This window comes from Nitrospira sp. ND1, assembly GCF_900170025.1.
Lineage (GTDB): Bacteria > Nitrospirota > Nitrospiria > Nitrospirales > Nitrospiraceae > Nitrospira_A.
The window spans coordinates 84,722-97,543 of the sequence record NZ_FWEX01000005.1 but is presented as its reverse complement, the minus strand read 5'-3'; the positions used below and the strand labels follow the sequence as shown (position 1 = coordinate 97,543).

At 58.8% G+C, this 12,822-nt stretch carries 11 protein-coding genes and 1 tRNA gene; 1 reads left to right on the top strand and 11 read right to left on the bottom strand.

The features are described from left to right. Positions 1–59: 59 nt before the first annotated feature. Positions 60–1,049, bottom strand: a complete 990-nt coding sequence (locus NSND_RS00680; RefSeq protein WP_159450558.1) for a FecR family protein — start codon at positions 1,047–1,049, stop codon at positions 60–62. A 111-nt stretch (positions 1,050–1,160) separates the two neighbouring features. Next, positions 1,161–1,679, bottom strand: coding sequence for an RNA polymerase sigma factor (locus NSND_RS00675; protein ID WP_080877138.1), 519 nt, complete (start codon positions 1,677–1,679; stop codon positions 1,161–1,163). Between the two features lie 84 nt (positions 1,680–1,763). Here NSND_RS00675 and NSND_RS00670 point away from each other — a divergent pair, with 84 nt between their 5' ends. Next, the gene (locus tag NSND_RS00670; protein WP_235000125.1) at positions 1,764–2,390 is read left to right on the top strand and encodes a Fur family transcriptional regulator; all 627 of its coding nucleotides are present in this window, start codon (positions 1,764–1,766) and stop codon (positions 2,388–2,390) included. A 36-nt stretch (positions 2,391–2,426) separates the two neighbouring features. On the opposite strand, the gene NSND_RS00665 is transcribed toward NSND_RS00670, so the two are convergent. From NSND_RS00665 to serS, 9 genes are all read right to left on the bottom strand, one after another. Beyond that, entirely contained in the window at positions 2,427–3,536 is a 1,110-nt protein-coding gene (locus NSND_RS00665) for a PepSY-associated TM helix domain-containing protein (RefSeq protein ID WP_235000124.1), read from the bottom strand. Positions 3,537–4,229: 693 nt separating this feature from the next. Further along, positions 4,230–6,806 (bottom strand): TonB-dependent siderophore receptor, encoded by a 2,577-nt coding sequence (locus NSND_RS00660; RefSeq protein ID WP_080877136.1) that lies wholly within the window; start codon positions 6,804–6,806, stop codon positions 4,230–4,232. Between the two features lie 211 nt (positions 6,807–7,017). Further along, a complete protein-coding gene (locus NSND_RS00655) occupies positions 7,018–8,007 on the bottom strand; it encodes a FecR family protein (RefSeq protein WP_080877135.1) in 990 nt (329 codons plus the stop codon). 98 nt (positions 8,008–8,105) lie between these two features. Beyond that, positions 8,106–8,627 (bottom strand): RNA polymerase sigma factor, encoded by a 522-nt coding sequence (locus NSND_RS00650; protein ID WP_080877134.1) that lies wholly within the window; start codon positions 8,625–8,627, stop codon positions 8,106–8,108. A gap of 8 nt (positions 8,628–8,635) precedes the next feature. Next, positions 8,636–9,559 carry an energy transducer TonB gene (locus tag NSND_RS00645; protein ID WP_159450557.1) on the bottom strand — a complete coding sequence of 308 codons (924 nt, stop codon included), beginning with the start codon at positions 9,557–9,559 and terminating at the stop codon, positions 8,636–8,638. Continuing rightward, positions 9,556–10,059, bottom strand: a complete 504-nt coding sequence (locus NSND_RS00640) for a helix-turn-helix domain-containing protein (protein WP_159450556.1) — start codon at positions 10,057–10,059, stop codon at positions 9,556–9,558. Before NSND_RS00640 ends, NSND_RS00645 begins: the two co-directional genes overlap by 4 nt. A 219-nt stretch (positions 10,060–10,278) precedes the next feature. Beyond that, positions 10,279–11,031 (bottom strand): ZIP family metal transporter, encoded by a 753-nt coding sequence (locus tag NSND_RS00635; protein WP_080877132.1) that lies wholly within the window; start codon positions 11,029–11,031, stop codon positions 10,279–10,281. Positions 11,032–11,398: 367 nt separating this feature from the next. Further along, positions 11,399–11,488 (bottom strand) — tRNA-Ser (locus NSND_RS00630). 25 nt (positions 11,489–11,513) lie between these two features. Continuing rightward, positions 11,514–12,800 (bottom strand): serine--tRNA ligase, encoded by a 1,287-nt coding sequence (gene serS, locus NSND_RS00625; RefSeq protein ID WP_080877131.1) that lies wholly within the window; start codon positions 12,798–12,800, stop codon positions 11,514–11,516. Between the last annotated feature and the right edge of the window lie 22 nt (positions 12,801–12,822).

Genomic DNA, 12,822 nt, shown 5'->3' with positions numbered 1-12,822 from the left:
CACGGCCCATTCACTACGACGGACGGGAGGGAGGAAAGGTCTAGTGCTCGAAGAAAATTTCAGGATTTCTTGGGGAGGCCCCGATACAGGAGGATGACGCGATCGGCGAACGAGACGATCCGGACGGGAAGGCTTTCTTCGATGGCGGGCAGGAGGTGATCCAATCGCTCGGTGTCGAACGAGCCGGTGACGGGCAGGGTTTTCAGGGATTCATCCCGGAGGATGACGAGCCGGCCTGAACGGTATCGTGCCAATTCGGCGAGGACTTCCGGTAAGGGTTGGTTCTCGAAGATCAGGCGATGGTGGCGCCAGGCCAGTGCGCGATCCATGTCCGCCGTTTCGATCGGATCGATCCATCCATCCGGCCGATACCGAAGGCGTTCTCCCGCGTGAACTTCCGCGGACGTCTCTTTCCCCAAGCGGATCCGGATGCCGTGTTCGGTGACCGTGACGGTGGTGCGATCGGAGCCTGTTCTCACGTTGAACGCCGTTCCCAACGCCCGGATCGCGCCCCTGCCGGCTTCGACCTCAAAGGGGCGAGCCGCATCCGGCGCGACGGTGAAGAACGCTTCTCCCCGATGGAGCGTCAGCCGCCGTCCATGTTCCGTGATCGACACGGACAATGCCGTATCCGTATTCAGTTGTACGATCGATCCATCCGCCAGGGTGACCGTTCGCACTTCTCCCACCGCCGTGCGGTAATCGCCGAACGGCAACCAGGCAGTCGTGATCCAGAGACCGATGCCTGCGACGAGCACGAGGCTTGCCGCCAGCGCCGCGACACGCCGCCAAGAGCGGGATGTTCCCCGCGGATCCGTGATCGTGTCCTCTGTAAGGTACCGAACGAACTCGCGGATGTCGTCGGGATTCAAACGGTCCAGCCCGTGCCAGAATCGCTCGGCCTCCCGATAGGCATCTCGATGGGAAGGATCGGAGGAGAGCCATTCAGCGAAGCGCAGCCGCTCGGCGGCCGTGATCGTGCCGGACTCCATCCGTACCAGCCACTCGGATGCGGTCGAGGCGAGCCTGTCGCGTTCTGGTGTGTCCATTGGGGTGATCATGGTAGCGCGTCGCCCGTTGCCCTGTCATCTTCCGGTTCGACAGGTTCCCACTAACAGTAGACGAGCGAGGCGGGGAGAACATCCATTCGGGCGGGACGTTCAGGATGACAAATCCTGGAGTCGGCTTCTGCAAAAGTCCACCGCCTTGACCATGTGTTTGACGACGGTGCTTTGGGAAATGCCCAGCTTGACGGCCACCTCGGCATGGCTCAAGTGGTGAAACTTGATGAGCACAAACACCTGCCGGCACTTGGGAGGCAGTTCCTCGATCGCCTGTTTCAGGCGCGCGACCTGCTGTTTCGACCAGACGACGGTTTCAATCGAGGGCGCGGGATCTGCCTGGTCGATCGGGCGTTCAGGATCGTCGAGCGTCACGGTCTCGCGGTATTGTCGCCGACGATGGTGGTCGATGACGAGATTCGTGGCGATGCGAAAGAGAAAGGCACGCGGATTGGTGAGGATCTCGCCGGACCTGTTCTGCAGCAGGCGAACAAACGTATCCTGGACCAGGTCCTTGGCGGTTTCCGTGCAGCCCAGGCGGCGAGTCAGGAATTGCTGCAGGTCGTGGCCGTGATCTCGGATCAGCGTCGACATTTCCAGGTGGGTACGTGCTTCCATTCAGTATGGTTCCGTCGCAGAACAGGGTTGTGCGATCGTGATTCGCGGCGGTTGGATAGTAGTGGCGGGCAGACGCAAAAGGGAATGTTCGATTTCCAGGTGCATTTGGATGGAGCCGAATATCAGGGTGTGGTCGAAGCCCCCGCATACGTCTTACTCAACAAGGACTGGACGAGCGAAGGGGGGCGACAGGTGAATCGTGCAACTGCTGCAGTCAGGAAATCGGCACTTCCGAATACTGTGTCCGGAAAGCGAGTCCTCGTGACTCAAGAAACGCTCGACCGGGTTCGGGCGAGCCTGGGGCGTTCCCGTTTGAGATGGAGTCCACAGCGGGAACAGATTGTCATGGCCTTTCTCAAACAGGATCACATCACCATCCGCAGCTTGTACGGCGTCCTCAATCGAAACGGGCGCCGGGCCCCGCTGAATACGATTTACCGGACGATGCGGGTGTTGTGTGACAACGGGTTCGCGCAGACGCGACGCTTCGGCGAAGAAACGCAGTATGACAACATTTCAGCGAAAGGAGACCACGATCATCTGATCTGCACAGGCTGCGGTCATATCGTCGAGTTTGAAGACCCGGCCATCGAAGGGTTGCGGCAGCAGGTCGCCTCAGCGAACGGTTTCCATCTCACCGGCCGGAATCTCGAATTGTACGGGCTCTGTGCCGGTTGCCGCTCTCAACCGGCATCACCGGCCATGGCGTGAGCGTCGTCTGCCGGCGTTCCACGCCGGCACCGCCCGTTATCTGCTTCGCTGCCGCAATCGTGCGGTTCTCTTCAGCCACCACATACGTAACGCCGTCACGTACAGGATCAACGGCATGAAACCTGTGACGCACACGAGCCAGCGTCCGGTCAGGCCGAACGCTTCGCCGTTGTGAAGCGGGAAGAGCCAGGCGAGAAACATTTCCCCACCGGTGAAGTGCTGCCAAGCCTGCACTCGCAGGACCGCGCCGCTGTATTGATCGATCCAGACTTCGCTTTGCCCTCCCGCCTGACGCACTTCCCCCGGTTGCCGCAGTCCGACTGCGAAGGTGTCACGCGCGTCGTGGGGCAGGCCCAGCCACATGACGCGAGCATCAGGAAGGGTGGCCCTGGCGATGGCGACGGCCTGATCGGGGAGAATTGCTGCTGCTCCGTCTCGTAGGTCCGAGTGCGGTTCGGCCTGGGGCGAAGTGTCTTGCACGGGAGACACCCAGCGCACCGTCGAGATCACGGCGTCCGAAAACTCCAGATAGAATCCTGTGGCGGCCAACAGGCTGAGCACGAGGGCAGAGCCAAGGCCGCTGAGCTTGTGGAGGTCGTACTGTCGTCGGACGGGGCTGCCACCTCCTTGAAAGGACAGGGCACGACGCATTTTTCCCGACGCGGGCCACCAGAGGTAGAGTCCGGTTGCGATGGAGAGGAGGAGGAACAGTGCCAGGATGCCGACGAAGCTCTCGCCCACTTTCCCCAGGAGGAGGCCTTGGTGGAGTTCATAGACGAATGAGACGAAGTAGGAGCCCCATTGCCGGTCGCTCAGCGTGCGGCCGCTGGAAGGATCGATCGTTACAACCCGCCAGTCGTCGCGGTCGGCGCCGTGACTTGGAACTTTGAACCAGGCGTGGAAGCTGTCTTTCTCGTGGAGTGGAAAGATGAGACTGTCGGGCACGGACCAGTCCGGATGCGCAGCTTGGGCTGCCGCCACGATCTGATTCAGCGGGAGATCGGCTCCTGCCGTCCGCACGAGTTGTTCGGGATTCATCCATTCGTCGACCGTCTTGTAGAACACCAACAGGCTGCCAGTGAGGCTCGTCAGCACGAAGAGCGCGCCGCCCAACAAGCCGATATAGAGGTGCAGGTTTAGCCACACCTTTCGCCAGACCTTACGGGCAGGCTGGGGCAAGGCCGCGACCGCTGGGGGCGCGGAAGTCTGCGGACGGGACGTGTTTGAAGGCACGCGCACGGGTTGTAGCTGGCTGACGATCATTGTCTGTCTCCGGTCTCCCTCGGCGGCCGGTGCAGGAGATTCGCGCCTGTGGCGAACAGCATGAGCCCCTTTTTAATAAGACGCGTGACCAGCCTGAAACCACACCTTGGAGCCACAAGGAGGGCAAGGGCGGATCGGTCCGGAGACAGGGAGCCAGAGGGTAAGGTTTTGTGTCGCTCATGCGTCCTAATAAGAAGGGGCAGTGACCGCCTGCGTGGGTAGAAACCAACCATGGTGAATAAAGTGGCAGTCTCTCCGACGGGGAAAGACATACGGTGTCTCTGTGGCAGACTCACGGCTCGGCTCGAGAAGCGAGGAGTGGTCGTGAAGTGCCATCGCTGCGGAGAGCTGGTGCTCTTTCCCCTCTCAAAGTTCAAGAAATACCTCACCTGTCCGTCCTCTGATTCCGTGAAATAACCAGACTGATGACGTGCTTCGTCGCGGCGGCTCTGGGGTGAGCTGCGGCCCGAGGATTGCCTGTGTCTGTGAGCCGGCCCGGGGGATCATGAAAGGAGGAGGGGAGTCTCGATGTGAGACTCCCCTGTTGCGGTTGCGGCAGTCGGAAGGGCGACGAGGTCAGTGAAACTCGAACTTGAGGGATCCGATGGCTGTAAACGGCGTGCCTGTGTACACGATCTCACGGAAGTTTTGCGCACCGCTGAAATAGCGATGGTCGAGAACGTTGGTGAAATTGATGGCTGCCAACAGGTTGGTCTTGTTGAAGACTTCCTGCTTCCGATAGTAGAGCGCGGCGTCCATGCGGACATACCCGGCCATCTCGAATGGTGCTTGGCAATTGGCGGGATCCTGACACTGGAAAATTCCGTTTCGCTTTCCCTGTGCGTACATCCCGATACCGGCGCCGAAACCCTGCACGACACCTTCCTGGAAAAAATAGGTCGTCCACAAACTTCCCTGGTGCAAGGCGCTGTTCGGCGCCCGGCTTCCCTCGGCGAACAGGAGATCCTTGGTCACACGCGCGTCGATGTAGGCATAGTTTGCAATGATGTCCCATCCGGGCAGGATCTGGCCCGCGATGTCGAACTCCACGCCTTTGCTGCGTTGTTCTCCCGTCGCAACGGAGAAGAAAAAGCCGTTGAGCGGATCGGCCGTGAGCACATTCTTCTTCCTGGTATCGAAGAGCGCGACCGTCGAACGTAACCGTCCTCCGAACGCCTGATATTTGATGCCGCCCTCATAGGACTTGCCGCGTTCCGGATTGAACAGGTTGCCGTTGATGCTCCTGGAACCTGCGCTTTGCGGCGCGAAAGACTCCGTATAGTTGGCAAAGAGGGTAATCGGCTTCCAGGGTTGATAGGCCACACCGACTGAGGGACTGAAGGCCGAATCGGTTTTGTTGTTTTGGCTGCTGGTGGCGGTAAAATCGTCGGGATGATTCGTAATGGTTTGATCGAAGAGGTCGAACCGTCCGCCGAAGTGCACATGCAGGTTATCCAACAGGTCGACTTGGTCGCCGAAGTACGCACCCAGGATGTTGTTCTGTGTGCTGGCGTCACTGAATTTCGTGAGGGCCGGATTCAAGAATAACCGGTCGTTGGTATTGAATATATTGATATAGCTGAACGCGCCCGGCGTGCTCGTGTCGCCGCCGAAATCCCCCGAGGCCGTGGCAGATGAGTTTTCTCGGCCGAGTTCGATTCCGATGATCGTTTTATGTTTGATCGAGCCGGTCGTGAAGTTGCCATGGAGTTCATTCTGCAAGTAGTGGCTCTGGACCGTCGTCGGAATCTCATACCTTGCCAGATTCAAGATGCCGTCGCTCTCGGCTCCGACCAGGAAGTTGGATTCAAGGCTGGAATAGCGGCTGCTGGTGACGGCGGTTCTGAACGCGGTTCGCCACCGGAACATATTGCTGATGTCATGCCACAGAGTAATGGTCGCCTTCCCATGATGGGTCTCCAGCTTGCGGGAGGGATCACCCAAGAAGCGCGAGACCGGTATCGGAGCGACCCCGTTGCCGATGGCGACGAGCCCTCGATCGATAGGCGCGCGGTCGTACATGTATTCGGCTTCGAACCGCAACGTCGTCCGTGAACTCATTTCCCAACCGAAGGTCGGGGCGAGGAAGATACGTTCGGTCTTCACGCCATCCCGATAACTCTCCGCCGATTCATACATGCCGTTGAACCGGTAGGTGAGCGTCTTGCTCTCGTTCAGGGGACCACCGATGTCGATCGTGGGGCGGTACAGTCCGTAACTGCCGACGATCATCTCTGCGGAATAGTAGGGATTTCTCAACGGAGCCTTTGTGACCTGGTTGATGACTCCGCCGGGATCAGAGCGGCCGTACAGGTAGGACGGCGGACCTTTCACGACTTCGACGCTCTCGATGTTGATGATGTCGCGTTGCGCACGGGCACTGAAGGTACTGTCGTCCCGGAAGCCGTTTTTGAAGACGTTCAGATCGGAGGCAAAGCCTCGAATCATGAAGGTACCGCCTTGTCCGCCTTGCGTGCTGGACTGCGAGACGCCGCTGACGTTCCGGAGGGCTTCACTGAAACGAATCACTTTTTGATCGTCCAACACCTGTCGGGTCACGACCTCCACGGAGCGTGGTGTGTCATGGATCGGAGCGGGAATACGCGTGGCCGAAGAGGATTCGTCGACGGCATACCCTCGATCTTCGACTTCCTTCACAACGATTTCCGGCACTTTCACCGGCTTGGGTACCGCTTGAATTTGGGTGTTGGGGTTGGGCGGCGCTGGCTCTTGGCTCAGCGGAGCGAGAGGCAAGGGCGTTTCCGCCACGGGTTCCAACGTCATCGTTCGGGCCTCGGTCATTCGATAGCTAAGGCCGGTTCCGGCGAGCATCAGCGCCAAGGCCTCCTCCGGAGTATGACGACCGCTGACACCGCTGGTGCTCCTTCCTTCAGCCAGGTCGGATGGCAGCAAGAGACGATAGTTGGCTTGATCGCCGAACGCGGTGATGGCGGACCCCAAGGCCTGTGGTGGAATATTGAAGTCCACCGAGTCTGATGTCTCAGCAGCCCCTGTGGCCTGCGCAAGGAGAAGGGGACTGTTGTTCGATGTGGTGAGACGCTCGCTTCGCGCTTCAGCCAGGTTTCCGGCCGTATGCACCAGAACGGCCGATACGGAGAGTGTGACGACGACTTGCCATGAGAGATGCATCATTCCCCCTCTATTAGTCCGGTATGAATAAGCGCACGTATCCGGGCACGGGCCGAGCGACGCGCACTCGGCGTTTCATTAGGTAAAGACGGATCGGGCCGAAAAACTTGTAATCGAAATCGTGTGCGTTGAAAAAAAACTTGAAGGGGATGACGGAGGACAGCGTCTAATTGCGAAGTGGATGGATGACGTCTCAGGAAAACTGCGGTGTCTGTTAGTGCAAGAGGACGAGGTAGGGCGTCAGGGTGGTGTCGTGAATTCGCAACGTCTGTTCAATCATTCGGAGCGCGGCATTCGGGTCGCCAATGTCGAACACACCTGTCACGTTCAGTGAGCGAAGCGCCGGGTTCAGAATCATAATGCGCCCGGCTCGGTATCGGTTGAGCTCTTCGACGACTGCGGCCAGCGGCTGGGCTTCGAAGATCATTTTCCCACGTTGCCAGGCGGCGATGGCATTGGAGTCGATGGCGTGGGCCCTACCCAGTCCGGCCTCGGCACTGTAGGAGATCTGCTCGCTTTGCCGGACCACCGCTGCGGGAACCTGGCGGCCGTCCGTTGCCGATACCTGAACGGCATGCTCCGTGACGGTCACGGTGATGGCATTTTGGTGGCGCTGAACCAGAAAGCTCGTTCCGAGCGCGCGGGTGCTCACATCTCCGCTCTGTACCGTGAACGGCCGTACTGTCTCGGGAGTGACGGTGAAACTGGCTTCTCCGGTGAGCAGCCGGATCGTTCGCTGCTGCGCAGTGAAGGCGACGGCCACCGCAGTATCGGTGTTGAGATAAATACGACTCCCGTCCTCAAGCTTGACGTGTCGTTGTTCCCCCACTGCGGTGCGGTAATCGGCTGACGCGAGGTCGAGTCGTTCTTGAACGATTCCCCATGAGAGCCAACCGGCGGCGAGTAAAACACAAGCGGCCAGTCCCCACTTGATCATGCGTCGTGCACGCGGGAGCGTGCCGTGCGGCATCGATGCCGTCAGGTCGGCCGAACCGGCGCAATCGCCATTCGGCAGCAAGCCGATATCCCGCCATAGGATTTCCGCCTCTGCGTAGGCGAGTTGGTGGGCGGAACTTTGCGTCCGCCAGGCAGTGCACGCCAGGCGCTCTTCATCGGAGGCGTGACCGGAATGGATGCGGACCAACCAAGCGAGGGCTTCGTCGATCAGTGGAGAGGAGGCATCTGGAGGTGTCGAGTCAGGCATCCATCATACCATTGTGCACACGACTGCCCCTGAACGGGATACTGGTCGATGTACGCTACTCTATAAGACGGATGGCGCTCGGCTTTCAACAGTTAGGATTATCTGGTGGATTCCTCCGGATGCAAGCGGGCGCGGCAGTGCCGCAAGGCTTGGACGATATATTTCGCGACCATACTCTCGGACACCTTCAGACTGTCGGCGATTTCCCGGTGTGTTTTCCCTTCCAACCTGTTGAGCAGCAAGGCCCGCCGGCATTTGGGCGACAGTTCGCGCATGGCGACTTCCAATTGGGCGACCCGCTGCTTGGCGTCCAAGGTATCCTCGGCCGACGGGGCCGGACTGGCTGTTTCTTCAGGGGGCGGTTCGATGCTGAGCGCCCCCCGACGGGTGCGAAGTTTTCGCAGATTGTCTACCGCGAGATTGGCCGCGACCCGAAAAAGGAAGGCTCGCGGGTTTTGCACATCGATTGAAGGCCTCATGCGCACGAGGTGCATGTAGGTATCCTGAGTGCAATCGGCGGCGAGATCACGGCAGCCGAGCTTGTGGGTGAAGAACCTCAAGAGATCGTTGTGATGTTCTTCGAAGGCAGTGAGACAGGGAAGTGTATGTTCATTCTGCATGATGGATCCTATTCCAGGCGATAGCCGATGGGGATGTGGACGACAACATGGGATTGACCGAGTGGATACTTCAACTGGACCGGAGACGCTTGTTCGAGCAGGGCGATCGCGTCGAGATCGAGAATCGAGTGGCCCGATGGCGTGACGATCGTAATGTCGCTGATGCTGCCGTCTTCATGGATCACGGCTTGAAGCATGACATTGCCCTGCCAGCGACGGCTTTTGGCGAATGTTGGGTAACGTTTGCTCTGTTCGACCTTTGCGAACAACATTTCGGCGAGCCATCCGTAATCGGCATGGAGTATCCGTGAGACGGTGGCCTCGCGGGCGCGAGGCGTCGGGCGGTTGACGAGCCGGATCGATTCGCGAATGGAAGGCATGGAGGTCGTGAGGGATACTTCGGCTGCATCGACGGTCGGGGGCGGTACTTCAGACGGCTCCGTGGTGGTGATTGGAAGATCTACACGTGTGGTTTGAGGCGCCTCGTGCACTGATTCGTCGGACGTGAGGTCCGTTGATGGGGTATGAAGGACAGGCGAGGCACTGTCGATGGCCACGGAGGGGGTCTCTGTGTCCTGTGGCCGGACGAATCCATCTTGCGTAGGTGAGACGATTCCGGAATGAGCCTCCAGCGGTCGAGCCGCTTCGGTATTGGCGGCGTTCGGACGGGACCGGACCTGCCGTGGAGACTTGTCCCTCGGCATGACGGAAGGGGAGACGGACGATGCGGAAAAGGGGGTGGGTACGTCCGCTGCGACAGGTTGCAACGCCGGCGCGCTCACCATTGTAACTTCCCAGCGGAAGGGGCGCGGCTCCGGGAGAATGGAGAATTCAGCCGCGAGGACCAACGCCGTCCCGAGACTCAGGCCATGCAGGGTCAGCGAAACCAGCCATCCTCCCATTCGCGCCAGAGACTCGCGTTTGTCGTTCATCTCAAACCTGCTTCCGGCGTCTGTTGTTTTCGAAATTCGCTCGGCGAACATCCGATGGCTCGTTTGAAGAAGTGGCTGAACGCGAACGCGTCGCTGAATCCCACCGATTCCGCAATCTGGGCGATGGTCAGGCTCTGGTCGCTGAGGAGTTTCGTTGCTTTGGCGAGATGCAGTTGCTTGAGGTATTCGGAAAAGGAGAGCCCCATATACTTGCGAAAGATCTCGGAGGTGTATTTCTCCGAGTACCCCAGGAGAGTGGAGAGTTCCTTCAACGTCAGGCGATCCCCGCTGCGCTTGGACAGCAGGGCCGACAAGCGTGCCGCCGGGGTAACGGAATTGAGAGGCGTGATCTGTGGCGTCGGCCAGAAAGGTTGTGGCTTGGTCCGCAGGCTGTGCAATGGCCGTTGCCGTGACGCTTCGATTGAAAGCGGAGGGCTCCCAGATGAGACGATGCCGATGATGGATGTATCGATAGTTCGTGCCCGGCGGTCTTGGTGCATAATTTCCCCCACAAAAAATAAAAAGCCCGCGATCGTATGACCGTGGGCTCTGGGAATTAAATTCCTCGGGCCTCTGCTGAGAGTACTGGCAGAGACTATCTCGTTATTGAGTACGATTCTCAATATCACAATTTTGAAAAACATGTCAAGCGGGCTGTGGAGCAAAGCGTCAGGCCACCGAGTGATCGTTTGAAAATTTGTCCGGAACGGAGCGGAGGATTAGGAGCGATGTCCGCCGACTAATGTCAGAAACATGGCCGTCAGCGCCATAAGTGCAATACCCGTCCAGACACCATAGGCCATATGGACCTTGCGGGAGCTCGTGTATGTCATCGCCACCAATGCAAACACGACATATAAGAGCGATCCGGCGGCTAACGCATACCAGACGAGAGAAAGGTAGGGCGACACGATGAGTCCACTTAGGACCGTTCCGATACATGTAGGCGCGCCACCGGTCAAGCCGAGTAACACGACCGTGCGCGGAGGAATCGGAGATTGCCCCGCCGCCCCGACAATGCCGAATCCTTCGGTTCCATTGTGGAGGGCGAAACCAGCCACGAGGAGTCCGCTCAAGGCCCATTCTCCTCCGGCGTAACTGGTTCCGATCGCGAGTCCTTCACCCAGGTTGTGAAGACCCATGCCCGCCGCGATGACAAACGGAAGTGTCAGTGCCTGGTCGGCGTGCCGTCCTTTGAGGAATTGATGTTTTTCGAGGTGGACTAGGCCGACAAAGCTGAGAAACAGGCTGCCCAGAAACAGCAGCCACGAGAAGGGATCGCGCACTCCCATCAATTCCACCGCTTCGTGCATCAAGTCGAAGAAGAGATAGATCAGTACCCCGGTGGAGAGCCCGATCAGGCCGGCTTCCCACGTCCGGGGAAGGGCACGACGAAGCACCAAGGCCGCCGTGATGCCCAGGTAAACCGGAACGACTCCTGCGAGGATACCCAATCCGACGAGGTCGAGCATGGGGCGATCCTAGGCAATATCTGTCGTGCGTGGAATGTTCAGTATCCGGAAACTGCTCAGTGGGAAAAGATAGGTATGAAAGTGTGAGAGGTTTGTTCGAGTGAAACGCTTGTCATTCGGCGGATGCAAGGTGACACAGTACCGATGGATGGAGGCTGGCCGACTCGCAGATGCACCGGAACGAATTCCCGTGACTCTCAACGACCCGCAGCCTGCAATTTGCGGTCAGGAGCCCTCGTGCTATGCGATGAAGATCAGAGGTCACTAACCGTGCGGAAGTGGGGTCGCTTGTCAAAAAATCTGGCCCATGGAATCCGTGACCGACTTTGCTCGCAATTCGGCTTGCGTTACAGCCACTATTGAAATATGGCGGAGGGGGCGAGATTTGAACTCGCGGATAGGTTACCCCATCTCCGGTTTTCAAGACCGGCACGTTCGGCCGCTCCGTCACCCCTCCACACCAGGCCGTAGCACACTCAGCGTCAGGATCGTTCGATTGTCTGAATTCCACCCATGTAGGGCTGTAGCACTGTCGGGACGGTCACCGTCCCATCCGGTTGCTGGTAATTTTCAAGAATGGCGACAAGGGTTCTTCCCACCGCCAACCCGGATCCGTTCAGTGTATGAACGAATTCAGGCTTGTTATCTTTCTTTCCGGCCTTTGCCCGGTAGCGAATGTTTGCCCGCCGCGCTTGGAACGCTTCGAAATTGCTGCAGGAGGAAATTTCGCGAAACGTCTGCTGCGATGGTAACCATACTTCAATGTCGTAGGTCTTCGCTGCAGAAAACCCCATATCCCCTTTGCACAGTGTGATCACTCGATAGTGCAGTCCCAACCCCTGCAGAATGGCCTCGGCGTGCGAGGTCAATCTCTCCAGCTCATCATAGGATTGTTCCGGTCTTACGAACGCGACGAGCTCGACCTTGTTGAATTGGTGGAGCCGAATGAGGCCGCGCGTGTCCTTCCCGTAGGATCCCGCTTCTCGTCGAAAGCAAGGGGTATAGGCGGTATACCGGATCGGTAAGGATTCCTCGGCCAGGATCTCTTCCCGGTGCAGATTGGTGACCGGCACCTCCGCGGTCGGAATCAGGAAAAGTTCTTCATCTCGTAGTTGAAACAGATCGTCCTCGAACTTGGGCAATTGCCCGGTCCCGGTCATGGCCGTGCGATTGACCAGCAGTGGCGGCAGCACTTCCCGGTAGCCATGCTGTGTGGTGTGCATATCCAGCATGTAATTGATGAGCGCCCGCTCGAGTCGGGCTCCCGATCCGGTCAGTACGGCAAAGCGGGCTTTGGCCATGCGCACCGCACGGTCGAAATCCAGAATGCCGAGCGCTTCGCCAAGATCCCAGTGGGATTGGGCCGGAGCCGAGAGCTGCGGCGGCGTTCCCCATCGGCGCACTTCAATATTGTCAGCCTCATCCCGGCCGTCCGGGACAGAGGCGTGAGGGAGGTTCGGAATGCGCAGCGCGATATGGGCCAGCTGTTCTTCCACGACACGAAGCTGTTCCTCATGGCCTTTGATCGTCTCTCCCAAGGCCTTCATCGCCGCCATGGCCTCATCGGCCGGCTGCTTCTCTCGCTTCAGCCGGGCGACGTCGTCCGATCCCTTTTTCAACTGGTGCCGTAGGTCTTCGACCTGTATGGTGCGGGTTCGACGATCTTCCGTGAGTGTTCTCAGGTCTTCCCACGCGACATCTTTCCCTCGTGACCCCAATTGGTCACGGAGCTGGTTCAGGTTGTCCCGCAATACACGAAGGTCGTACATAGACTCTCCCCTCTGAAGCGGC